The following is a 25230-nucleotide window of genomic DNA, read 5'->3' as shown; positions in this document are numbered from 1 at the left end:
TCTGGACTTCATTGCATACCAACTACAGTATTATGAAAAGGAGTATAGTATGAGAGCAGTCATTCAACGTGCAAAAGCAGCGAGCGTTTCAGTTAATGATTCCGTTATTGGACGAATAGAACATGGGTTTGTTGTATTGCTTGGCGTAACTCATGATGATACGATCGAGGATGCAACTTATTTAGCTAATAAAATCGTCCATCTGCGTGTTTTTGAAGACGAACAGCAAAAGTTAAATTTATCATTAAAAGATATAGAGGGAAGTATTTTATCTGTTTCACAATTTACATTGTATGGGGATACAAAAAAGGGGCGTAGACCAAATTTTATGAATGCAGCTAAACCAGAAAGAGCAAATGAGCTGTACCTTCAATTTAATCGTTTAGTTACAGATGAAGGTGTTCATGTAGAAACTGGGGCATTTGGGGAAATGATGGATGTCCAATTGACAAATTCAGGCCCTGTTACGTTAATTTTAGATAGTAAGCAAAGATAAGCTATGAACCGCATGGAATAGGTTGTACTCTAAAGAGAGTTCAAAAGTGATTTCATGCGGCTTTTATTTGTATAACAGTTTCACTATTCAGCTTTACCAATCTCAGAACGTGCGAAATAGGAACCTAACCCTTGGATGATGCCAGACACAAGCTTCTTCTGGTACATCGTCGTTAGAAGACGTGATTCTTCTGCTTTGTTGGAAATAAACCCTAATTCTAGTAAGATAGCTGGCTTCAAATTTTGTCTAAGTACTAAAAAATCTCCAAATGATGTACCACGATCATCTGTTTGAACAGCATGGAATACTTTCTTTTGGATCGAAGCAGCTAACTTTTGATTTGCTTCTTTGTAGTAAAAGGACTCGATACCAGTAACATTAGGTAAGTTTGGTACGCTGTTGTAGTGTAAGCTGATAAATACATCTGTATCAAAATTGTTGCTGTAGCTAATTCTGCTATTTAAAGGGATATAATCATCATTTCTTCTTGTTAATCGGACATTTGCACCGAGCATGGATAGTTCATTTGTTAATTCTTGAGCTGTCAAAAAAGCCACATCTTTTTCAAATACGCTGCTTGCACCTATCGCTCCAACATCTCTTCCGCCATGACCAGCATCAATAACAATCGATTTGTTAGCAAAACTGCTTTTCATAGGGAGGGGGGCAGGTTCAGTAAGGGCTTTATATACGAATCCATGTATCGCTTTATCTTCTATTTCGTACCAGTCCCCTTTGGAAGAAAGAACTTGAAACGAACTTCCTTTCTTTGCAAAATTTGCTATAGGAGCATCCGTGGATGGACTACTACGAATTTGGGTATTATCATGGGGAATAGTGATTGTAGACGGTGTGTCCACTTGGTCTTTGATGCTAATATATTTAGCATGAACCCAATCGACGCTACTATCATCTAATTGTATTTCTACCCACTTTACTTGCTGTTTTATCAATGTAAATGCTGTTCCATCATTAATTTGTGTTATTATTTGAAATTCTGTTCCAGGCCCTGAACGCATATGCACGTTATCTTCTGTAATAGTACCTTGTTGTGCAAAACTAACAGATTTGTCCGAATTGAAAGTAAACAACAGTACTAGAATGGAAATAGCCATTATACGTTTATTCAAAAAGACACCTCCTAATTGGTAACGTTATCAATGATGGTTAATTACAAACTTTCTACTAAGTATAATAAAAAAAATGAATGGAGGCAAAACTAAGAAAGAGGAGGATACGTATATGCATAAATCAAAAAAACAGTGGAATGCTCATCGACATACGGACTTGTTTGGAGTGAATTTACATCAGGTTATGGAGTTAGTAGAAGCGGAAGCAAATCATATGGAGATGGCAGAAGAATTAGGTTTATCGTTAAGGGAAATTCATGTATTAAAGAAAAAGATCAATCGTGCTTGACAGAATGGCTTTGAACGATTATTATAATATACATTCCTTTGTATTGGTTAGGTGCGGTACTTTATTCAAATACGATTGTCTACCTAAACTAATTTTTATAATGTAGGTTTGGAGACTATTATTATTAAACGATAATTTCTTGTTTGTATGGAACAAATTATATCTGTAAATGAACCGATGACGGAAACAGTAGTTGGTTGCCGAATTGACTAGAGAAAAAATGCCAATGGCTGGAAGCATTTTACATATTCGCCCAATGAAAGACGCTCCAGAGGTTTTATATCGAATTTCAAGTAGGTATAAACGTATCGCAGGCGTTAACTGCATAGAGCGGATGTTATGTACATCAACTAGGGTGGCAACGCGGGTTAAACTCTCGTCCCTTATTTATTGAAAAATAATGAGGGGACGGGAGTTTTTTATATTATTATAGTTATATGGTTGATAGTAAAAAATGATAGCTTTTACATAAAGTGCTTCATGGGGGTTTTCTTTTATTCCACAGGGATTGTTTAAATGAAAAAATTGGGATTTAGGCGTTGCTATCTTCCCGTTTAGACTTGCCCAGCTCACATCTTTCAATGCTTTAAGAGCGAGTCTTACAGCATTTTTACTTATATTCGGGATAAACCCATTATCAATCATATCGATGATGATTTTAATTTCTACATCTTATTTAAAACATAAGCTATACAATGACTAATAGGAGGTTAACAAAATGAGCTATAAAGCGCCACGAGGTACGACTGACATACTACCTGAAGATGCAAAAAAATGGCGGTGGGTAGAAGAAACAATTAAACAGGTATGTCACAAATTTCATTATGAAGAAATTCGGACACCTGTATTTGAACATACGGAAGTGTTTCAACGCGGGGTCGGTGATACAACAGATATTGTTCAAAAAGAAATGTACACTTTTGAAGATCGAGGTGGGAGGAGTATTACTTTACGACCAGAGGGAACAGCTCCTGTCGTTCGTTCTTTTGTACAGCATAAACTGCACGGTTTGGCAAACCAACCAACAAAACTTTATTACTTTGCAGAAATGTTCCGATATGAACGTCCACAAAAAGGGAGAATGCGACAATTAAATCAATTTGGAGTAGAAGTATTGGGTAGTGCTGATCCAGCTGTCGATGCAGAAGTTATTGATTTAGCAATGACTTGCTATCAAAAAATGGGCTTAACATCTTTAAAATTAGTAATTAATTCACTCGGAGATAAAGAAAGTAGAGAAAATCATAGACAAGCACTTATCGCGCACTTTACACCGCATAAGCATGAACTCTGCTCTGATTGCCAAACGCGTCTACAAAACAATCCGTTACGTGTACTAGATTGTAAACAAGATCGGGATCATCCAGCAATGCAAACTGCTCCTTCTATTTTAGACTATTTAAATGAGGAGTCTGAAGCCTATTTTGAACAAGTTAAAGACTATTTGGATAAAATCGGAATTCCCTATGAAATAGATAAAAACTTGGTTCGCGGTCTAGATTATTACAACCATACGGCATTTGAAATCATGAGTGAAGCAGACGGATTCGGTGCGATAACAACTTTAGCAGGTGGTGGTAGATACAATGGCTTAGCTGAAGAATTAGGAGGTCCAAACACGCCCGGAATCGGATTTGGAATGGGGCTTGAACGATTGCTTATGGCATTAGAAGCTGAAAATCAAGTTATCCCTGTCGATCGTTCATTGGAAGCTTATGTCGTAGCAGTTGATGAACAAGCACAAAAAGAGGCCGTAATGCTCGTTTCTAAACTGCGCAAGCATGGTGTCCAGGTAGATAAGGACTATTTAGGAAGGAAAATGAAGGGGCAATTCAAAGCAGCTGACCGTTATGCAGCTAAATATGTATTAATTATTGGAGAAAGTGAGCTTGAAGAACAGACGATTACGGTAAAAGAGATGAGCACAGGAGAGCAAACAACGGTCGCTAAAGATCAAATAATTGACGTGATGAAGGAAAAGTGTGTAGGAGGAAGAGAACATGAGTAAGCAGCAACGTGTAATGGCGGGTTCACTATGTGAATCTAATGTAAAAGAATCTGTCCTTTTAAAAGGGTGGGTGCAAAAGCGCCGCGATTTAGGAGGCTTAATATTTATCGATTTACGTGATGCTTCTGGTGTTGTGCAAATTGTCTTTAATCCAAATCATTCACAAAGAGCGTTAGAAATTGCTGAAAATATTCGCAGTGAATATGTAGTTGAAGTAGAGGGAACCGTTGTAAAACGTGATTCTTCAACGGTTAATCCTACTATGAAAACAGGAGAAATTGAAGTGATCGTTTCTACGATTACGATTTTAAACAAAGCGAAAACACCACCTTTTGCAATTCAAGATAAAGCAGAAGTATCCGAAGATTTACGATTATCTTATCGTTATCTTGATTTGCGCAGACAGCCATTGCAAGAAACGTTTAAATTAAGACATCACATTACACAGGCTGTTCGCCACTATTTAAATGAACAGCAGTTTTTAGAGATGGAAACACCTATTTTAACTAAAAGTACACCAGAAGGAGCGAGGGATTATCTTGTTCCAAGTCGTGTGCACCAAGGTGAGTTTTATGCTTTACCACAGTCGCCTCAATTGTTTAAACAATTAATTATGATGGGGGGATTTGAAAAGTATTACCAAATTGCTCGTTGTTTTCGTGACGAAGATTTACGAGCAGATCGCCAGCCTGAATTTACACAAATTGATGTGGAAACATCATTTTTAACAAGCGATGAAATCATGCAGTTAACAGAAGAAATGATGCAATTTGTTATGAAAGAAGTGAAAGGAATTGACATCTCCCTTCCATTAAAACGCATGCCGTATGATGAGGCAATGGCACGATATGGTTCTGATAAACCAGATACTCGTTTTGGAATGGAATTAATTCATGTTGGAGAGATTGTGAAGAAATCGAGCTTTAAAGTATTTCAAAGCGCTATTGAATCAGACGGTTTAGTAGCTTTGTTGAATGTAAAACAACAGGCAAAGACATATTCACGCAAAGATATTGATAAACTAACTGAGTTTGTTAAAGTGTATGGTGCCAAAGGTCTTGCATGGCTTAAAGTTGAAGGAGAAGAATTAAAAGGACCAATTGTCAAATTTATTTCTGAAGAAGAAAAAGCAGGTTTAATGGAAAAAGCACAAGCGGAAGATGGTGATTTGTTATTATTTGTTGCAGATAAAACCAATGTTGTTTACAATAGCTTAGGCGCCCTTCGTTTAAAATTAGGAAAAGAGTTAAACTTGATAGACAACACTGCATATCATTTTCTATGGGTGACGGACTGGCCGTTATTAGAATACGACGAAGAGCAAGGAAGGTATTTTGCAGCGCACCATCCGTTTACTTCACCGATTGAATCAGACATTGAAAAGCTGGCTACAGAGCCGGAAAATGTCAGAGCAAATGCATATGATTTAGTTTTGAATGGCTACGAATTAGGCGGTGGGTCTGTTCGTATTCATCAGGTAGAGCTGCAAAAGAAAATGTTTAAGGTGTTAGGATTTTCTGAAGTGGAGGCTAAAGAACAGTTTGGTTTTCTATTAGAAGCCTTAGAATATGGTGCTCCACCACATGGCGGCGTAGCCTTGGGGCTTGATCGAATTGTCATGCTTTTAGCTGGCAGAACGAATTTAAGAGACACGATTCTATTTCCGAAAACAGCTTCTGCTTCCGATCTATTAACAGATGCACCGAGCGAAGTGGACCCAGGTCAATTAGATGAATTGTCTATTCAACTTATTTCTCAAGATCAAGATAAATAGCTTTTTAAAAAAAACGAATGAATAAAGCATTTGTACCATCTTGCAAATAGTTTACTTATATCTTTTGGGGTGAAGCGTGCAACGCTTTCTAACACTATAGGGGAGTAGAAGTTTTTAGGGTAAATAGTATAAGAAAAACAAAGGCTTGGGGATAAGCCAAGTTCTTCTAAGATATCGTTACTATGTAAATAAAACAAGAAGCTACAAAAAATGGCATGTCGTGAATATTTGCTATTGAACTGTTTTTTAGGAATAGAAGTAAAGTGCAGTTAAAGGATTGATTTTTACAGAAGCGACATGTTAAAATAAATTTACAATAAAGTCGATCCTGATGTGTTCGTCCATGAAAAAGTGTTTTGACCGAACACCTTTATAAAAGGGAGCTTGTTGGTTTCTATGTTGCGTGCACGCCTTACTTACAGGAAGCACAATATATGTAGAACGGAGCACCCACCTGCCATGAGCGGGATCAAAACTTTATACTGGACGGCACGATCGGGAGATAAAAAAACCTACATTGCTTAAAGGAATTTTCCTTTAGTAATGTAGGTTTTTCAGTTTTGCATACATTCAATTAGATCCTTGCGCTAATTGTTGCAAATTTCCATTTTTATCCATTCGAAATGCTGGTGCAGTCCTCATATCTTGATCTTCTAACACAGTCATTTTTCTCGCCCTATCCATAATTTGAATAAAAGCTTGATAGTCCTCCTGCATCGTCGCTAATTGCGATTTTGTTTGTTTTAATTCTTGAGTCAATCTATCTACTTGTTTTTGTAATTCTTCTTTTTCATTTTGAACGTGTTCAAGTGATGCTTGAGATTGATTTGAATGTAACGATTGCTTTTCTAATTCTCTTAAAAAATGAATGACTTTATCCATCGTTACGTGAGAATTGGAAGAATTGACGTTTATAGAAGTTTCAGTTGATGTTTGAAACTGCTCCGTCTCTTGATGTTTTGTGGCTGATGAAGCTACAAGGGTTGGTTTATTTTCTACTTTTTCTGCTCTAGCCATAGCCCGTTTCTTTTCTTTTCGCTGACGTTTTGCGAGATCAATAGCATTTACATACTTATTGCGTATTTCTGCATTCCAACGAAATCCACATGCGGCAGATGTACGATTTAATTTATCTCCAACCTCTTCAAAAGCATTCAGTTGCGTACTTCCTTCTCTAATGTGACGTAAGACGGTTTCTGCCAATAATAGATCATCTTCATGTGACCATGCATCTTGTCTGACCTTAGCCATTTTGTTTCCACTCCTTTTTTTACTGTATCAAAATATAAACTGTTAGGTTTTATCATATTAAGAAAAACAATAGCTTTCCCGTCAAAGTTGGTGAAGCGTCATGTTTTCTAATAACAATCAAAGTTTGAGAAAAATAGTATACAAGATCATATTTGCTTTTATTGTTACCAAAGAAGTTTCAACTTATACCTAAAATTTTATTTATACTAAAAGAAAGTATAAATTTTTAGGGTTTATCGTAAAAGAAAAACAATATACCTTTCGCCATAATACTTGACAGGGGGCAGTTCAGACAAGACAAGTTTTTCTAATCTTTCTTTATTCTCTCATAAACTTGTTTCATAGCTTGTTCAAATTTCCCTGTAGCTTTAGGTTCATAGTATTGCTTATGTTTGATTGCCTCAGGTAAATATTGTTGCTTTACCCAACCACTCTCATGGTCGTGTGGATACTGATACTGTGTTCCTCTTCCTAATGTTTGTGCACCAGCGTAATGAGCATCTTTAATATGAGCAGGAACTTCTCCGCCTTTTCCGCTGCGTACATCTTGTAAAGCTTTGTCTAAAGCTTTATAGGCTGAATTGGATTTTGGAGATAAACAAAGTTCAATAATTGCAACAGCTAATGGGATTCTAGCTTCTGGAAAGCCCAACCTTTCCGCAGCTTGTACAGCTGTTAACGTCCGTGGCCCTGCTTGTGGATTGGCTAATCCAATATCTTCATACGCAGTTACAACCATTCTCCGCCCGATACTTTCTAAGTCACCAGCTTCCACTAATCTGGCTAAATAATGAAGTGCAGCGTCAACATCGCTTCCACGAATGGATTTTTGAAAAGCAGAAAGCACATCATAATGCGCATCGCCATTTTTATCATGTGAAAAACTCTTTTTTTGCATACACTCTTCCGCTGTTGTTAAGGTGATAGAAATTTGTTTCTCTTCAATCTCTGGTGTTGATGCTACAGCTAACTCCAACCCATTTAATGCTGCACGCAGATCTCCGTTAGCGCTAAACGCAAAATGATTTAATGCTTGCTCAGAAATGTAAATGGACGAGCTGCCGTAGCCGTTTACTTCATCTTTTAATGCACGTTGTATTGCTTTCTTGACATGATCCGTTGTTAGTCGATGCAATTCAAACAGATGACATCTGCTACGAATAGCAGGATTAATGGAATGATAAGGGTTGCTTGTTGTACAACCAATCATAATTACTAAATTACTCTCAAGATGTGGAAGTAAAAAGTCTTGCTTCGCTTTATCTAAACGATGTACTTCGTCTAAAATAAGTACCAATTGCCCTGTCATTTTTGCTTCTTCCACAACAATTTCCATGTCTCTTTTTTTATCTGTTACTGCATTTAATGTTTTTACTGGCATTGCTAAGCTTCTTGCTAAGGCTATTGCCATGGATGTTTTTCCCGTACCAGGCGGTCCAAATAATATCATGGATGCAAGTCGCTTAGCAGTTACCATCCGACGAATAATTTTCCCTTCGCCAACTAAATGCTCTTGACCAATAATTTCATCAATATGTTCAGGTCTCATTTGAAATGCAAGTGGTTTTTGTTTCATTTATACCGCCCTTTATAATATAATAATAAATTACTTATCTAACTTGACATTGTAATACACATACGAATGAAATGCATCGTATGCAATACTTTTGTATTCCATGCTATAATAACATGTATGAGAAAGTGTGGAACGTTATTTTAATTGAGGTGTTATATATGAAAATTTCAACCAAAGGAAGATATGGTCTTACTCTTATGATACATCTAGCAAAATGTCATGGCAAAGGACCTATTTCTCTAAAACAAATAGCGAAGGAAAATCAATTATCGGAGCATTATTTAGAGCAACTAGCCTCACCATTACGAAATGCCGGCTTAATTCGGAGTATTCGCGGTGCATATGGTGGTTATGTATTAGCTAAGGAACCAATGGATATAAAAGCTGGTGACATCATTCGTGTATTAGAAGGCCCGATTACACCTGTAGAAGGAATAGAAAATGAAGAACCAGCAAAGCAAGCTTTGTGGCGAAGAATCCGTGATGCAGTTAAAGACGTATTGGACACGACGACGTTAAAAGATTTAGCTGAGCATAATGATGATGAACCACAAGATGCTTATATGTTTTATATTTAATCGTAGGAAGGGTAGATTTTCTTGGAACATATATATTTGGATCATGCGGCAACGACACCTGTTCATCCACAAGTATTAAAACGCATGTGTGAAGTAGAAAAAGAGACTTTTGGAAATCCATCCAGCGTGCATGCTTTTGGAAGAAAAGCGCGACAACTTGTAGATAGCGCTAGATCCCATATTGCTAAACGTATTGGCGCTAACGAAAAAGAAATTATTTTTACAAGTGGCGGAACAGAAGCGGATAATTTAGCCTTAGTTGGCGTAGCTAGAGCCAATCGAGACAAAGGAAATCATATTATTGTAACTGCTCAGGAACATCATGCGGTATTACACACTGCGGAAGCGTTGGAAAAAGAAGGTTTTCGTGTCACCTATGTACCTGTAGATAGACAAGGGAAAATTGCGGTTGAGGATGTCATGGATGCATTGACAAGCGAAACTATTCTCGTTTCCGTAATGTATGTAAATAATGAAACAGGCATAATCCAACCAATTCAAGAAATTGCTGAACAAATGCAGCATCATCAAGCCTACTTGCATACGGACGCTGTGCAAGCTTTTGGTTTACTTGCTATTGATGTTCGTGAATTAAGTGTTGATTTACTAACTGTATCTGCTCATAAAATTAACGGTCCAAAAGGCATCGGTTTGTTATATACGAAAAAAGACGTACAGTTACAATCCTTGCAATATGGTGGTGAGCAAGAAAGGAAACGGCGTGCAGGAACAGAAGATGTTGCTCGAATCGTAGGCTTTGAAAAGGCTGTTGAGTTAGCAGTAGAACATAGGCATGAGCGAGCGGAACAATATCGAGTTCTTAAACAGCAATTTATCAACGGCTTACGGGAACAAGACATTGACTTTCGAATAAATGGTGACCAACAGAATACAGTCGCTTCGATTGTAAATATTAGCTTTCCAAACACGGCTGTAGAAGCACTCTTAACTAATTTAGACCTCGATGGTGTTGCTGCATCTAGTGGTAGTGCGTGTACGGCCGGGTCTGTAGAACCTTCGCATGTGTTAACAGCGATGTACGGTTCAGGGGATGAATGCACTACAAATTCGGTTCGATTTAGTTTTGGCCTAGCTAATACTCCAGAAAACATTCAGACTGCTACTAAAAGAGTAGCTAAGAGCGTGAAGCGACTGACTCAGTTATAAAGTAAAGGTCAGCAATACAAAATGTGAAGAGTAAAGACCCATAAATGGGCGAAAATGTATCAACAAATGTTTAAATAGTAAAAGGATGATTACAATGAATCAAGATACAAGAGTAGTTATAGGCATGAGTGGAGGTGTAGATTCTTCGGTAGCAGCTCTATTGTTAAAGCAACAAGGTTATGATGTGGTGGGGATTTTTATGAAAAACTGGGATGATACAGATGAATTTGGTGTTTGTACCGCGACAGAGGATTTTGAAGATGTTGTCCGAGTATGTAACCAACTAGATATCCCCTATTATTCCATTAATTTTGAAAAACAATATTGGGATAAAGTGTTTACGTATTTTTTAGATGAATATAAAGCAGGTAGAACACCTAACCCTGATGTGATGTGTAATAAAGAAATAAAATTTAAGGCGTTTATGGACCATGCATTGTCATTAGGTGCTGATTATGTTGCAACTGGTCATTATGCCAGAGTTCGTGAACAGAATGGGCGCTTTGAAATGTTGCGTGGTGTAGATGGCAATAAAGACCAAACGTATTTCTTGAACCAACTAACAGAAGATGTGCTATCAAAAGTTATGTTTCCGCTTGGACATTTACCGAAATCAGAGGTACGGAAAATAGCTAAAGAAAATGATCTTGCTACGGCAACGAAGAAAGATAGTACAGGTATATGCTTTATTGGAGAACGGAACTTCAAAGCATTTTTAAGTGAATATTTGCCTGCTCAGCCTGGAGAAATGCAGACGTTAGATGGCGTAGTGAAAGGACGCCATGATGGTTTAATGTACTATACAATAGGACAGCGACAAGGTCTTGGTATTGGTGGTGCAGGTGACCCGTGGTTTGTAGTTGGAAAAAATATAGCCGAAAATATATTATACGTAGAGCAAGGGTATAGTAATGAAAAGCTGTTTTCTGATGCTTTGACTGCAACAGATGTAAATTGGATCCAATCGGATAAATTAAACGAGGTGTTTACTTGTACTGCAAAATTTCGCTATCGTCAAGATGATAGTCCAGTAACGGTAACCGTGTTGGGTAATAATCAAGTTCATGTTGTTTTTAAAGAAAGTCAACGTGCTATTACTCCTGGGCAAGCTGTCGTTTTTTATGATGGAGAAATATGTCTTGGAGGCGGTACAATTGATAAAATTTATAAGCGTGAACGTCAACTTGATTATGTAGGTTAACAAGGAGTTTTTACAATGGAGAACAAGTTAAAACTAGCGATAAAAGCAATGCAGAATAACGAGCTGGAAGAGGCTGCGTCATTATTTGCAGAAATTATAGAAGAATACCCAGATGATCCCGTAGGGTATACTAATTTTGGGAATCTACTTTTGCATATGCAAGATACAGAGCGAGCACAACGTTTCTTTGCCAAAGCAATTGAATTAGATCCACATGCAGCAACTGCTCACTACGGTTTAGGAAATTTATTTTATGAGCAGTCGCTATACACGAAAGCGCAAAACCATTTACAGCAAGCTATAGATCTAGGATTAAAGGAAGCAGATGTTTATTATTTATTAGGGATGACATTTCAACAACAGGGTTATCACAAACTAGCATTACCATATTTATTGCGAGCTGCTGAACTGAATACAAATGAAGAAGAATTCCTGTTCCAATATGGATTAAGTCTTGCACAATGTGAGCATGTAAAAGAAGCGGAGGAAATCTTTCACAAAGTTCTTCAGTTGAATCAGAATCATAGCGATGCATATTATAATTTAGGAGTCATAGCTTTATTTAGAGAACAGGCAGAAAGAGCATTAAACTATTTTGAGGAAGCATTGCGCATTCAGCCTGACCATATTTTAGCTGCCAACGGTCGTAAGAATGTACAACCCTACCTTCATGAATCATAGGAAGAAGATGGAGTGTTTTGGATGGAACAAATAAAACAGCCAGCAGAAAATGAAAGCTATATTCGTGGCGAACTCCTTCACTTAATTTTTACAAACGAAGTGGAGCATTTTTCAATTGCTAAAATTAAGGTGTTAGATACAAACGAAACACTTGAAGAGAAAACAATTGTTATAAAGGGTTATTTTTATAATCTGCAGCCGGAAACTAGCTATTATTTTTTTGGGGTATTTGATAAACATCCGCGATTTGGCACTCAGTATAAAGTAACTTCATATAAAACATTTATTCCAGAGACGAAGGATGGTTTAGTAGCCTATTTATCCAGTGATCTATTCTATGGCATTGGCAAAAAAACAGCTGCCAAGATTGTGGATCAATTAGGTGAGAATGCAATTTCTAAAATTATTGATGATCCTGAAGCATTGTATGCTATATCTGGACTGAAGAAGAAAGCAGCCGATCAATTACGTGTTACTTTACAAGAAAATCAAGGCTTTGAACATGTTGCTATCTATTTAGCACAATATAATATTGGCTTGAAAATGGCACAAAAAATCTATCAAAACTATAAAGATGAAGCAGTTCAATTATTAGAAGCAGACCCGTATCAGTTTGTGTTCGATATTGATGGGTTTGGCTTTCGAACTGCTGATGAAATAGCTAGACAAATGGGGCTTCCAGCTACTCACCCGACTCGTATAGGAGCAGGTTGCATCTATGTTTTGCAAACTTCTATTCAGGAGGGGCATGTTTATTTGCCAATGGATGTTTGCATTTCATCTATTTGTTCGCTATTAAATACGAAAGAATTAACGGAAGCAATGGTAGTAGAAACTTTAACAGCTTTAAATAAAGATAAACAAGTAATTCTCCAAGATGGCAATGTCTACTTACCTTCTCTCTACTATGCGGAGGATGGATTTAGTTCTCATTTAAAACGCATTTTACAAAAGCCAATCGAGCATCAAACGCCGATAGCTGAGCTTATGAAAATCATTGGCAGTATTGAAGAAGAAGAAATTTTATCCTATGGAAAAGAACAGTTTACAGCGATCAACCAAGCTATTCATGCAAAGGTTATGATTCTAACAGGCGGTCCAGGAACAGGTAAAACGACCGTTATTAAAGGTATTCTAAAAGCGTATGCCAATATTCATGAGCTATCTTTACAGCCAAAAGATTACGAATATAAAAGTGACTTTCCATTCATCTTAACTGCACCAACAGGAAGAGCTGCAAAACGATTAAATGAATCTACTGGGCTACCAGCAATGACTGTACACCGCTTATTAGGATGGGATGGAAACCAAACTTTTGAAAAAAATGAGCATGAACAACTAAGTGGTAAATTTATTATTATAGATGAATTTTCTATGGTAGATATTTGGTTAGCTAATCATCTTTTTAAAGCTATCCCAGATGATATGCAAGTATTAATTGTAGGGGATGAAGACCAATTGCCTTCTGTTGGACCAGGGCAAGTGTTAGCAGACTTGCTAAGTACAAATAGAATACCATTTGTGAGGCTGACGGAAGTATATCGACAAAAAGAAGGCTCAAAAATTATTCAACTCGCTCACGAAATAAAAAAAGATGAGCCAATAAACTTAGGAAAAGATCATGATTTTAACTTTATCCAATGCGGAACAACACAAATGGGACATGTCATTACTAAAATATTTACGAAAGCTTTGGAGAAAGGATTTGAAACGAAAGATATTCAAGTTCTTGCCCCTATGTACCGTTCAGAAGCTGGAATTACTAAATTAAATCAAGAGCTTCAACAAGTAATTAATCCAAAGACAAACCAGAAAAGAGAAGTTCGCACACAAGAAGCAATCTTTCGAACAGGTGATAAGGTTATACAGCTTGTTAACCAGCCTGATGATGGCGTATATAATGGAGATATTGGAGAAGTAGTCGCTATTTTTCGAGAAGAAGAGAACACGGAACAAGAAGAACAGCTTGTCATTGCCTATGAAGATCGTGAAGTTGTTTATGAGCGGAAAGACTACCGTAATATTATGCTGGCATATTGTATTTCCATTCATAAATCACAAGGTAGTGAATTTCCTATTGTCATCATGCCTGTTGCTTGGGCATACCAACGCATGCTGAGAAAGAATCTATTATATACCGCAATAACAAGAAGTAAACAATCATTAATTATTTGTGGTGAGCAAGAAGCTTTTTTATACGGTGTAGCGACAAAGAATAAAAGTCATCGCTATACAACACTGACACAACTGCTCATGGAAAAATTAACTGTGCTTTATGAATCGAATATACATGCAAATTTGGAAGAGAATGATTCTAATCTTTCCCCTTATGACTTTATGTAAGAAGGAACGTATATTTTTATTTGAAATGGGTTAGCATGATAAATAACTAGTATTCAGTGAAAACCAGAAGGAGTATTAACGACATGCGATGCCCGAATTGTAATGGGAAAGATATTGGTAAAATAGGAATCCGGCAATACTACTGTTGGACGTGTTTTGTTGAGATGACGGTAGAAAATAATACACTGCTTTTACATCAAGTGGAAGCAGACGGATCATTAAGTTCGCTCAATGACTTATTTAATGAGGAAGAAAGAAGACTATATGGGAATAGTTAAAGGTTTGATTACACGCTACCTTTTGGAGGAAGTTAGCCATGTTTAATAGTCGTCAAAGCCTGAACTTCCTCTATTTTCTATTAATTGGTATTCTACTCTTCCTGTTTTTTTACTTAATGATTAAATTGTTTCCTTTCTATAAAGCAGTATTTTTACTTTTCTGGCATGTAGCAGCTCCGTTTGTTATTTCCTGTTTAATTGCTTATCTATTATACCCAGTTGTGCAGGCAATACATAAGTACCACATTCCTAAAGGAGTGGCAGTTTTAATCATTTACCTGCTTTTTTTTGGTTTAACAGCCTATTGCATATATCGTATTTATCCAATGGTTGTTGTTCAAGTGAGAGATTTAAATGAGCAGTTTCCACAGTTAATGAAAATGTATGAAAAAATGATTTATCAATTTTATGAGTATACATCCTTTTTACCCGAAAATGTGCATGATAAATTTGACCAATTTTTGTTACGAATGGAGAATACACTCGACCAACTCTTAGAAAGATTGATGAGTGGGTTTACCAAGGTCTTTGATCTCATCATCTTTTTAACGGTTATACCTGTACTTGTTTTTTATTTTTTAAAAGACTATGAAAAAATAAAAAAGTACGGGAAACAGCTAATTCCATCTAGGTTTAGAGCTCCATGTAGTCAAATTTGGCATGCAATTGATGATAGTTTAGGAAATTATATTAGAGGCCAATTAATTGTTTGTGGCTTTGTAAGTCTCACGTCTTTTGTTATTTTTAAATTTTTATTGCAACTTGATTTTGCGTTGTTACTAGCCATCATTATGGGAATAACAAATTTAATTCCTTATTTTGGGCCTATTATTGGAGCGGTCCCAGCAGTAGCTATAGGTTTTACTGTCTCAGGGAATATGGTCGTTTTTGTCATTTTATCCGTGTTTGTTATTCAGTTGATAGAAAGTAATTTACTTTCCCCGTATATTGTTGGAAAAAGTATTAATATTCACCCAGCCGCCATCATTTTTGCTTTATTACTAGGTGGGCAGTTGTTTGGTGTCGTTGGCATGATTATCGCGGTGCCATTAATGACTATTTTAAAAGTAATTATCACGCATTTATTTATATGGAAGGATTATCATTCCACTTCTAAGCAAGAAAGAGACTCTGCACCATCTTAATTGACATTTATGTCTGCCTTATTCTATAATTGCGCTTAACAAGGTTTATCATTAAAATGCGTTGAAGGTTCTGAGTACATGATCAATGCTTTTGTAGAGAAAGGGTTCCTTAGGCTGCAAGAACCCTTAAAGTTCACATCATGGAAAGCTGTTCTGGAGTGCGGTTCATTCCCGCCGGTTTGTATACCGTTATCAACAACAAGTGATGAATGCTGTTGTGTTCATAATAAGGGTGGTACCGCGATCAATCTCGTCCCTGCAAGTGCAGAGAGGGGATTTTTTTATTCTCTTCTATTTAAATAGGCAAACATCTTTGTTTTATTTTCCAAATTTAGTAATAAGTAAAGTTTTTTAATAGATGTATTGTTTTCTCAGAACAAACTTCGATCCAACATTTTTTACATAATGGTATAGGAGGAAAATTATATGAAGCAATTAACGTCAGCAGAAGTGAGGCAAATGTTTCTTGATTTTTTTAAGGAGAAAGGACATCGAGTGGAACCAAGTGCATCTCTTGTGCCAATAGACGATCCAACATTACTATGGATTAATAGTGGTGTCGCTACATTAAAGAAATATTTTGATGGTAGAGTTATTCCAGAGAACCCACGTATTGTTAATGTTCAAAAATCGATTCGTACAAATGATATTGAAAATGTAGGCTTTACTGCAAGACATCATACGTTCTTTGAAATGCTCGGAAACTTTTCGATAGGTGATTATTTTAAGCAAGAAGCGATCGAATGGGCATGGGAATTTTTAATAAGTGACAAGTGGATTGGATTTGAAGAAGATCGTTTATCCGTCACCGTGCATCCCGAAGATGATGAAGCGTATGACATTTGGCTGCACACTATTGGATTGCCCAAAGAGCGTATCATCCGTCTCGAAGAAAATTTCTGGGATATTGGAGAGGGGCCAAGTGGTCCCAATACCGAAATATTTTATGATCGTGGCGAAAAATATGGCAATAACTCGAATGACCCTGAGCTGTATCCAGGAGGAGAAAACGATCGTTACTTAGAAATATGGAATCTTGTATTCTCCCAATTTAATCATAACCCAGATGATACGTATACTCCGCTACCTAAAAAGAATATTGATACAGGGCTAGGTCTTGAACGAATGGTGTCCGTCATTCAAGATGTTCCAACCAATTTTGAAACAGATTTATTTATGCCGATAATAAATAAAACGGAAGCTTTAGCATCTGTAAAATATGGTGAGACTTCATCAGGGGATACGGCTTTTAAAGTAATTGCTGATCATATACGCACAGTCAGCTTTGCTATTGGCGATGGAGCAGTCCCATCGAATGAAGGAAGAGGGTATGTGTTACGTCGCCTCATTCGTAGAGCAGTACGCTTTGCGAAAGAGATCGGCATTGAAAAACCGTTTATGTATGAGCTTGTTGATATAGTGGCAGAAATCATGCAAGATTTTTACGCGCAAGTAGTGGAAAAGAAAGCATTCATTAAAAATATGATTAGAGCAGAAGAACAAAAATTCCATGAAACATTGCATGATGGTCTAGATATATTAACAACTATTATGGATCGTGAAACACAACGAGGTAGTACCATTTTCCCTGGTTATGAAGTGTTCCGTTTATACGATACGTATGGTTTTCCTAAAGAACTAACCGAAGAATATGTTCAAGCACAGGGATTTACTATCGATGAAGCAGGTTTTGAGAAAGAAATGGAAAAACAAAGGGAACGAGCAAGAAAAGCACGTCAAAAAGTCGATTCTATGCAGGTACAAGGAGGTGCGATAGCGAATATTGATGTATTAAGCGAGTTTGTGGGTTACTCCAACTTAGAACAGGATACTACTGTTGCTGCAATCATCCAAGGGGAAGAACAAGTAGAGCAAGCAAATGCTGGAGAAGAAGTATACTTGTTTTTACACCAAACTCCTTTTTATGCAGAAAGTGGGGGGCAAATTGCTGATCATGGTACGATTCGTACAGAATATGCGCTTGGATCTGTAAAAGATGTACAAAAGTCTCCAAAAGGACAACATATACATCGAGTATTCATTGAAAAGGGTAGTATTTCAGTAGGTGAAATGGTTACTGCGACAGTGGATGCATCGAAGAGATCGTTTATTGTTAAAAATCATACGGCAACTCATTTGTTACATCAAGCTTTAAAGGATGTGGTTGGAGAACATGTTAACCAAGCTGGTTCATTCGTAGCACCTGAAAGATTACGTTTTGATTTTTCTCACTATCAAGCCGTATCTAAGCAAGAATTAAAGCAAATTGAACAGATTGTAAATGAAAAAATATGGCAAGCTATTTCATTAGAAACTACAACAGAAAAGCTGAAAGATGCGAAAAAGATGGGAGCAACGGCCCTTTTTGGGGAAAAATATGGAGATGTAGTTCGTGTCGTTCAAATTGGTGACTATAGTATTGAATTATGTGGTGGCTGTCACGTTGTTAATACAGCTGAAATTGGCCTATTTAAAATTGTAACGGAAAGTGGAATAGGTGCTGGAACACGACGTATTGAAGCAGTAACAAGTAAGCAAGCTTATCATTTTATGTCAAATAAATTAGGCGTGTTACAACAGGCGGCCCAACTTGTAAAAGCAAAAGAAGAAGCGGTGCCTGAAAAAATTGAAGGACTATATAATGAAATAAAACAATTACAAAAAGAAGCGGAATCTCTGCAAGCTAAATTAGCAAACAAAGAAACTGCCAGCATGCTGGAAGAGGCTGATTCAATAGACGGAGTTCGTGTTTTAGCGAAACAAGTAGATGTGCGAGATATGAACCAGTTAAGGAATATGGTAGATGAATTAAAACAAAAACTTAATTCAGGTATGATTCTATTAGCCATGGAAAATAATAATAAAGTACAGCTAGCAGCAGGTGTATCCAATGATTTAATCGAACAAGGTTATCATGCTGGGCATTTGATTAAAAAAGCAGCACAAGCATGTGGGGGAGGCGGAGGAGGCCGACCTGACATGGCACAAGCTGGAGGAAAAGACCCTGCTAAAATTGAACAAGCGCTGCATGCTGCAAAGCTTTATATTAAAGAGAAGCAAAACTAATATATCATTTAGGATATAAAAAAGATATAATTCATTGTCTAAACATGTTACTATAGTAGAAGAGAAGCATATCGGTAATTTCTTGTTCAAAGATAATGATCCCAAAATCGAGGTGTCATGATGAGTTCAATTGATAAAACAATGAAATTTAATTTTTCAGAGGAACCGTTTGAAGAGAATGTGAAAGAGATTTTGTTTAAAGTACACGAAGCGCTCCAAGAAAAAGGCTACAACCCAATTAATCAAATTGTTGGCTATTTACTGTCCGGTGACCCTGCCTACATTCCGAGATACAATGACGCTCGTAATCTAATTCGTAAAATTGAACGAGACGAAGTTATTGAAGAACTGGTAAAATTTTATTTAGAGCAACAGAGGGCAGGTAGATAAATGAAGATATTAGGGCTTGATGTAGGATCCAAAACGATTGGCGTTGCTGTTAGCGACGCTTTAGGTTGGACTGCACAAGGAATTACAACTATTAAATGGAATGAAAATGTTTTAACTTCAGCGGATGATGCTTTGGGTGAAATTATAACAGAGTACGAAGTTGGAAAGGCTATTATTGGGTTACCGAAAAATATGAATGGAACGATTGGTGAACGTGGTGAAGCTTCCATTGTTTTTGCAAAACATATGGAGAAAAAGTTTCAAATTCCAACAGAACTCTGGGATGAGCGTTTAACGACAATTGCTGCAGAAAGAGTATTGTTAGAAGCTGATGTTAGTAGAAAAAAACGAAAAAAGGTCGTTGATAAGATGGCTGCTGTGATGATTTTGCAAGGTTATCTTGACCAAAAATAAAGGAGTGGAATAATGGCGTTAGAAGAAAAAGAAAGAATTATTATCCCAGATGAAAATGGAGAAGAGCATCTTTTTGAGGTATTATTTACATTTGATTTGGACGATACGAACCAGTCTTACATTGCAGTAACACCTGTAGAGCAATCTGAGGAAGAAGAAGTGGAAGTGTACGCATTTCGCTATGAAGAAAAAGATGAGGATGATTTATCATTATTTCCAATCGAATCAGACGATGAGTGGGAAATGGTAGAAGAGATGCTAAACACCTTAGCAGAGCAGGAAAATGAAGAATAAGTTGTAGTATAGTAATTTTGAGCTAATGTCCTTTTTGACATTAGCTCTTTTTTTGTTGTCTAGGAAATTAAAAAATTTTGCAGCTGTGGGTAAACTTACTAAGTTATTTAGCCACGTCCGGCTCCAGCGCCCAGCAACTAGGCGACTTCACTCCATTGCCCTACGATAAGTCATCATTGGTTCGTTCCTCACCGTGATTCCTTTATCTCAGTTGATTCGTTCCAGTCGCTACGTTGTTGAACGGGCGCTTGCGCCTTTGTGCCACTATAGGAAAGAATATAATGTTAAGCGTTCATTGGTTTATAGTTAACAACAAATTGGATGGTGTTTTACGCCATAAAGACTTGCTGGTAGCCAAGTTTTTTCTAATGAAAGTTGATTAAGGCTGGACATAAATCCCTTTGTAAAAATCTAAACAAAGGATATTTATACAAAAATAATGGCATCTAATAGCATATTTTAGTATAATATAGCGGATGAGGAGGGAAGATATATGTCCAAGCAGATAAAAACCAGCAAATTTAAGGACAACCTCAAGGCTCGCAGTGAAGAAGCTAAAACGGTTCGCAAAATTGTAACGATCATTATTATGACGCTATTAATTATATTGGTAATAGGGGGGGCTTCAGGTTACTTATATGTGAAATCTGCATTAGAACCTGTTAATCCTGGCAGTAAAGAAGAAATTAAGGTAACGATACCAATTGGATCTTCATCCTCTAATATTGCTAATATATTGGAAGATAATGGTGTGATTAAGAACGCACTAATATTTCGCTTTTACTTAAAATTTAATAATGAGTCCAGCTTTCAAGCGGGAGATTATGTATTTACTCCAGATATGGAGCTAAGTGAGATTGTCGATTCATTAAAAAGTGGTAAATTATTGGCAGAACCTGTCTATACGGTTACCATACCTGAAGGAAAAACGATAAAAGAGTTAGCAGAAATTTATGCAGAACAATTACCTTTGTCCAAAAAAAAGTTTTTAGAAAAAGTGAATGATCCAGATTATATTCAGGCATTAATGGAACGCTATCCATCTGTGCTGTCAGAAGATATTTTAAACCCAGAGATTCGTTCACCACTGGAAGGGTATCTATTTGCCGCAACGTATGAGTTCTTTGAAGAAGAGCCTAGTGTTGAAACAGTTGTCGATGAGATGCTAAAAAAGACAGAAAGCGTGCTATCCGATTATTTAGATGCCATCAAGGAGCAAAATTATACTGTTCACGAAGCTATAACGTTTGCCTCTGTTATTGAAAAAGAAACGGGCGCCAAAGACCAGCGTAAGAAAATAGCAGGAGTATTTGCTAATCGGTTAGAAAAAGGGATGAAACTTCAGACAGATCCAACTGTTTTATACGCGCAAGGGGAACATAAAGACCGAGTTTTGTATGAAGATTTAGAAATTGAATCACCATATAACACTTATTATATAGAAGGTCTTCCTGTTGGTCCGATTGGTAATTTTTCCGAGACCGCGCTTGAAGCCGCCCTTCACCCTGAGGAATCGAAGAATTTATATTTCTTACATGATAAAGATGGAAATATCTATTATGCAGAAACATTAGAGCAACATAATAAGAACAAGCAAAAACATATAAATTGAGGCATATTATCCCCCGGTCTTATGGATAGGGGGATAAATGCAATTTTTAGAAGGTAGAGGGGATTGTAATGAATGACAGCAATAGTGGTCATTACTTAGAAAAAATGATACCAAAACGAACCGCTTCTATTGAAAGGTTAGAAAAAAAAGCCAAAAATGATCATGTGCCAATTATGGATGTAGTAAGTATGCATTTTGTACAACAAATCATTCGTCTAAAACAGCCTAAGCGGATATTAGAGATCGGTACAGCAATTGGTTATTCTGCTTTACGCATGCTGGAAGCACAACCTAATGCAGAAATTATAACCATAGAAAAAGATGAGCAAAGATATCAAGAAGCCAAGGGGCATATTCGTGCTCACCAAGCTGAACAGCAGATAAAAATCTTATCTGGAGATGCCTTAGAAGTACTAAAAAACTTGCAAAACGAAGCATTTTTTGATGTAATATTTATCGACGCTGCTAAAAGCCAGTATCGTCGTTTTTTTGAGCTTGTTACACCCTTACTAGCAAATGAAGGTATTATCATTACGGATAATGTTTTATTCCGAGGATATGTTGCCAACGAGCGTATCGTTCCATCTAGGTATAAAAAAATGGTGGAAAAGATCAATGAATATAATCATTGGCTAATGCAACATCCATTGTTTACCACGACTATAGTACCTATAGGAGATGGTGTAGCAATTAGTAGCAAACAGAGTCAGAGTTAGAAGGGAGAAACCATTCGATGCATCATCAACCAGTAGTTATTGGGGTAGCAGGTGGAAGCGGAAGTGGAAAAACTTCTGTTACACGCTCCATATGCCAGCGCTTTTTAGAGCAAACCATTTTAGTTATTGAACAGGACTATTATTATAAAGATCAAAGCCATCTCCCATTCGAAGAACGCTTAAACACCAACTACGATCATCCATTAGCTTTTGACCATGACCTATTAGTTGAGCATATGCATAAATTATTAAGCGGTGAGACGATAGATAAACCCGTTTATGATTATAAGATGCATACACGCTCTCAAGAAATTATTCAAGTACAACCAAAAGATGTAATCATTTTAGAGGGGATATTAATTCTTGAAGATCCACGGCTACGTGATTTAATGGACATTAAAGTTTTTGTTGATACAGATGCGGACTTACGAATTATTCGCAGGCTTATGCGAGATATAAAAGAACGTGGAAGAACATTAGATTCTGTAATTGAGCAATATGTTCATAAAGTCAGACCATCACACTTACAATTTATTGAACCGAGTAAACGTTATGCTGACATCATTATTCCAGAAGGTGGACAAAATCATGTAGCCATTGACATTATGGCAACTAAAATAGAAAATATCCTTTTGAAACATAGTAATAAATTTAATGAAAAGTATTGAAAAAATATTCGAATTCTGCCATAGTAATGGTTAGTATAATTTTGAAAAAAATGGAGCGCTTACATTTTCGTCGAGCTCCTATTAGTTTGTGCTCAAAAAATATAAGTTAAAAAGTAGTAAACAAGAAGTACAATGTTGTAATTGTACTTAAAGTGAGAATATAGAACTAAAGTTTTGAGCATAGCCTAAAAAGAAACATGTCAAATTACATTAGTATGACGACGATATATTGAAGGAAGAAGAAGGAGTGGTTAGAATGACTGTAGAAAAAAGCTATTATATGACTCAAGAGGGGAAAGAGAAATTAGAACAAGAATTGCATTATCTAAAAACAGAACGCCGTCAAGAAGTGGTTGAACGTATAAAAGTGGCTCGAGACTTCGGTGATCTTTCCGAGAATTCAGAGTATGATTCTGCAAAAGACGAACAAGCTTTTGTGGAATCTCGAATTGCACAAGTGGAAAAAATGATTCGTAATGCAGTTATTATAGAAAATGATAATCAAAACCCGCACATTGTTTCTTTAGGTAAATCTGTGACGTTCCAAGAACTTCCTGATGGTGATACAGAAACATACACCATTGTTGGAAGTGCTGAAGCTGATCCATTTGAAGGTAAAATCTCTAATGATTCCCCAATGGCACAGAGTTTAATCGGAAAAGAAGTGGGTTCAGAAGTTTCTGTAGCTACTCCTGGTGGAGAAATATTTGTAAAGATTATCGAAGTTGAATAAGTAAGCAAAAAGATAGTGAGCCAAAGCGTTCACTATCTTTTTACGCTCAACAACTATGAGGGCTCTTATGGATTGACTCACTTTTATGAAAAAAGTTTGGGAGTCGATCCTTTAATACAAAAAACAATTATTTCACATAAGCAAGGTTTGGCTTAATACAAAAGGCAAATTTGTAGTTAGTACATAAATTGTTATATGCTAAGCATATTAATTCTTATACTAAATATGATATGATAGTAGGGTAATTATGGGAGGGTTGAGATAATGGGTGATTTTGATAGAGTTTCCCGTGTAGATAAATTTGAAAAACGAAGAAAAAATACTAAATCTATATCAATTTTTCTTATTATAGGTGCTGTTTTAGTCCTCATTCTGTTGGGAACTTGGATGTTTGGCGGTGGCGATGAATCCTCAGAAGAGAATAAAGATACTTCCAATGAACAGGCAGAAGCAGAAGATAACGGTACAGAAGATAATAAGGAAGGAGATAACAACGATCAATTTACTAGAGTAGAAGATGATGAGGACAACACTCAGTCTTCTGATAATGAAAAAGATGAACAAGATAATATAAAAGAGGAAGAACAAGCTGAAGATAATAGTTCAGTGGAAACAGAACAAGTTGAATCGTCAGATGATAATGTCGTGAAAGCTTTTACAGGTGATTGGAAGCCAATTGGAACAGAACAAAAAGGAACGCATACAACAAACTATAATGAAGGTTCTCAAGATAGAAAAGAAATCAAGACTGCTGTTACGCAGGTAACGGGTTTAGATAAAAATAGCATGGTTACACATTGGGTAGGAAATGGTGGAAGTCCGGAAAAAGTAGAAGCAACAGTTTCTGCAGAAGATAATACACAGATTTACCGTGTGTATTTAATTTGGGTAGAAGAAAAAGGCTGGAAACCAACAAAGGTAGAACAATTAAAAAGTGTAATTATTAACAGATAGATTTGGAGGTATTTGGATGACAATAGGAATTATTGGAGCAATGGATGAAGAAATTGCTTTCTTAAAAGATGCAATGTATATCAAAAAAGAGTTAGAAGTAGCAAACTGCTTATTTATTGAAGGACAATTATATGATAAAGAGGTTGTTTTGCTTCAATCCGGCATTGGTAAAGTGAATGCTGCGATGGCAACAACCATCCTGCATGAACGATTTGCTCCAAACTACATCATTAACACTGGATCAGCAGGAGGATTTGCTACAGATCTAGAAATAGGAGATGTAGTTATCTCGACACAAGTTGTCCATCATGATGTAGACGCTACGGCATTCGATTATGCTTACGGACAAGTGCCGCAAATGCCTGCAATGTATGATGCAGATGTTAATTTAGTCGCAAAAGTAGTAAATGTATTGACAGACCTAGACATCTCATATAAAAAGGGAATTATTGCGACTGGTGACTCG

25 protein-coding genes, 1 other RNA gene and 1 other annotated feature are annotated in these 25230 nt (G+C 36.7%); of the genes, 22 read left to right on the top strand and 4 right to left on the bottom strand.

Annotated features, from left to right (window positions below; translation table 11 throughout):
• The first annotated feature begins 49 nt into the window (after positions 1-49).
• Positions 50-496 (top strand): D-aminoacyl-tRNA deacylase, encoded by a 447-nt coding sequence (gene dtd, locus HLX49_RS06550; RefSeq protein ID WP_296361051.1) that lies wholly within the window; start codon positions 50-52, stop codon positions 494-496.
• Between the two features lie 83 nt (positions 497-579).
• Here the strand turns inward: dtd and HLX49_RS06545 are convergent, their stop codons facing one another.
• Complete coding sequence (locus HLX49_RS06545) at positions 580-1626, bottom strand: N-acetylmuramoyl-L-alanine amidase family protein (RefSeq protein WP_296361050.1); 1047 nt, start codon at positions 1624-1626, stop codon at positions 580-582.
• 112 nt (positions 1627-1738) lie between these two features.
• Between HLX49_RS06545 and HLX49_RS06540 the strand changes: the two genes are divergently transcribed.
• Positions 1739-1915 carry a hypothetical protein gene (locus HLX49_RS06540; protein ID WP_164085519.1) on the top strand — a complete coding sequence of 59 codons (177 nt, stop codon included), beginning with the start codon at positions 1739-1741 and terminating at the stop codon, positions 1913-1915.
• Positions 1916-2083: 168 nt separating this feature from the next.
• Positions 2084-2302 (top strand) — a binding site (T-box leader).
• Here the strand turns inward: HLX49_RS06540 and HLX49_RS06535 are convergent.
• Positions 2303-2560, bottom strand: a complete 258-nt coding sequence (locus HLX49_RS06535; RefSeq protein WP_296361049.1) for a hypothetical protein — start codon at positions 2558-2560, stop codon at positions 2303-2305.
• A gap of 73 nt (positions 2561-2633) precedes the next feature.
• Between HLX49_RS06535 and hisS the strand changes: the two genes are divergently transcribed.
• From hisS to ssrS, 3 genes are all read left to right on the top strand, one after another.
• Complete coding sequence (hisS, locus tag HLX49_RS06530; protein WP_077703459.1) at positions 2634-3923, top strand: histidine--tRNA ligase; 1290 nt, start codon at positions 2634-2636, stop codon at positions 3921-3923.
• Positions 3916-5697: an aspartate--tRNA ligase gene (gene aspS / locus HLX49_RS06525; protein ID WP_101933835.1), complete on the top strand. Its 1782-nt coding sequence runs from the start codon at positions 3916-3918 to the stop codon at positions 5695-5697. The genes hisS and aspS overlap by 8 nt, the downstream gene beginning before the upstream one ends.
• Positions 5698-6019: 322 nt before the next feature.
• Positions 6020-6203: non-coding RNA, 6S RNA (gene ssrS, locus HLX49_RS06520), on the top strand.
• Between the two features lie 64 nt (positions 6204-6267).
• Here the strand turns inward: ssrS and HLX49_RS06515 are convergent.
• Both HLX49_RS06515 and HLX49_RS06510 read right to left on the bottom strand, forming a co-directional pair.
• A complete protein-coding gene (locus HLX49_RS06515) occupies positions 6268-6948 on the bottom strand; it encodes an RsfA family transcriptional regulator (protein WP_296361048.1) in 681 nt (226 codons plus the stop codon).
• Between the two features lie 307 nt (positions 6949-7255).
• Entirely contained in the window at positions 7256-8524 is a 1269-nt protein-coding gene (locus HLX49_RS06510) for a replication-associated recombination protein A (protein WP_296361047.1), read from the bottom strand.
• 158 nt (positions 8525-8682) lie between these two features.
• On the opposite strand from HLX49_RS06510, the gene cymR reads away from it, so the two are divergent.
• From cymR to mtnN, 17 genes are all read left to right on the top strand, one after another.
• Positions 8683-9102: a cysteine metabolism transcriptional regulator CymR gene (gene cymR, locus HLX49_RS06505; protein ID WP_073004592.1), complete on the top strand. Its 420-nt coding sequence runs from the start codon at positions 8683-8685 to the stop codon at positions 9100-9102.
• Between the two features lie 21 nt (positions 9103-9123).
• Positions 9124-10269, top strand: a complete 1146-nt coding sequence (locus HLX49_RS06500) for a cysteine desulfurase family protein (RefSeq protein ID WP_296361046.1) — start codon at positions 9124-9126, stop codon at positions 10267-10269.
• A 94-nt stretch (positions 10270-10363) separates the two neighbouring features.
• Positions 10364-11470 (top strand): tRNA 2-thiouridine(34) synthase MnmA, encoded by a 1107-nt coding sequence (gene mnmA, locus HLX49_RS06495; protein WP_483372445.1) that lies wholly within the window; start codon positions 10364-10366, stop codon positions 11468-11470.
• Positions 11471-11485: 15 nt separating this feature from the next.
• A complete protein-coding gene (locus HLX49_RS06490) occupies positions 11486-12151 on the top strand; it encodes a tetratricopeptide repeat protein (protein ID WP_101933836.1) in 666 nt (221 codons plus the stop codon).
• Between the two features lie 21 nt (positions 12152-12172).
• Complete coding sequence (gene recD2, locus HLX49_RS06485) at positions 12173-14494, top strand: SF1B family DNA helicase RecD2 (protein WP_077703466.1); 2322 nt, start codon at positions 12173-12175, stop codon at positions 14492-14494.
• Between the two features lie 83 nt (positions 14495-14577).
• Positions 14578-14772, top strand: coding sequence for a hypothetical protein (locus HLX49_RS06480; protein ID WP_101933837.1), 195 nt, complete (start codon positions 14578-14580; stop codon positions 14770-14772).
• Positions 14773-14810: 38 nt separating this feature from the next.
• Positions 14811-15917: an AI-2E family transporter gene (locus tag HLX49_RS06475; RefSeq protein WP_077703468.1), complete on the top strand. Its 1107-nt coding sequence runs from the start codon at positions 14811-14813 to the stop codon at positions 15915-15917.
• 426 nt (positions 15918-16343) lie between these two features.
• Positions 16344-18983 carry an alanine--tRNA ligase gene (alaS, locus tag HLX49_RS06470; protein WP_296361045.1) on the top strand — a complete coding sequence of 880 codons (2640 nt, stop codon included), beginning with the start codon at positions 16344-16346 and terminating at the stop codon, positions 18981-18983.
• A 120-nt stretch (positions 18984-19103) separates the two neighbouring features.
• Positions 19104-19373 (top strand): IreB family regulatory phosphoprotein, encoded by a 270-nt coding sequence (locus tag HLX49_RS06465; RefSeq protein ID WP_073004573.1) that lies wholly within the window; start codon positions 19104-19106, stop codon positions 19371-19373.
• Complete coding sequence (gene ruvX, locus HLX49_RS06460) at positions 19374-19787, top strand: Holliday junction resolvase RuvX (protein ID WP_077703471.1); 414 nt, start codon at positions 19374-19376, stop codon at positions 19785-19787.
• A 12-nt stretch (positions 19788-19799) separates the two neighbouring features.
• Complete coding sequence (locus HLX49_RS06455; RefSeq protein ID WP_073004569.1) at positions 19800-20081, top strand: DUF1292 domain-containing protein; 282 nt, start codon at positions 19800-19802, stop codon at positions 20079-20081.
• A gap of 493 nt (positions 20082-20574) precedes the next feature.
• Positions 20575-21693: an endolytic transglycosylase MltG gene (gene mltG, locus HLX49_RS06450; protein ID WP_296361044.1), complete on the top strand. Its 1119-nt coding sequence runs from the start codon at positions 20575-20577 to the stop codon at positions 21691-21693.
• Between the two features lie 68 nt (positions 21694-21761).
• Entirely contained in the window at positions 21762-22409 is a 648-nt protein-coding gene (locus HLX49_RS06445; protein ID WP_101933840.1) for an O-methyltransferase, read from the top strand.
• Between the two features lie 17 nt (positions 22410-22426).
• A complete protein-coding gene (gene udk, locus HLX49_RS06440) occupies positions 22427-23077 on the top strand; it encodes a uridine kinase (RefSeq protein WP_077703474.1) in 651 nt (216 codons plus the stop codon).
• A 256-nt stretch (positions 23078-23333) separates the two neighbouring features.
• Entirely contained in the window at positions 23334-23810 is a 477-nt protein-coding gene (gene greA, locus HLX49_RS06435; RefSeq protein WP_073004561.1) for a transcription elongation factor GreA, read from the top strand.
• 264 nt (positions 23811-24074) lie between these two features.
• Entirely contained in the window at positions 24075-24764 is a 690-nt protein-coding gene (locus tag HLX49_RS06430; protein WP_077703475.1) for a YrrS family protein, read from the top strand.
• Between the two features lie 16 nt (positions 24765-24780).
• Positions 24781-25230, top strand: a 450-nt coding sequence (mtnN, locus tag HLX49_RS06425) for a 5'-methylthioadenosine/S-adenosylhomocysteine nucleosidase (protein WP_296361043.1), incomplete at its 3' end; no start/stop codon positions are given.

Origin of the sequence: Virgibacillus sp. (assembly GCF_013393565.1) — a bacterium.
In the GTDB taxonomy this organism is placed as follows: domain Bacteria; phylum Bacillota; class Bacilli; order Bacillales; family Amphibacillaceae; genus Virgibacillus; species Virgibacillus dokdonensis.
This window is presented reverse-complemented; position numbering and strand designations above follow the sequence as displayed.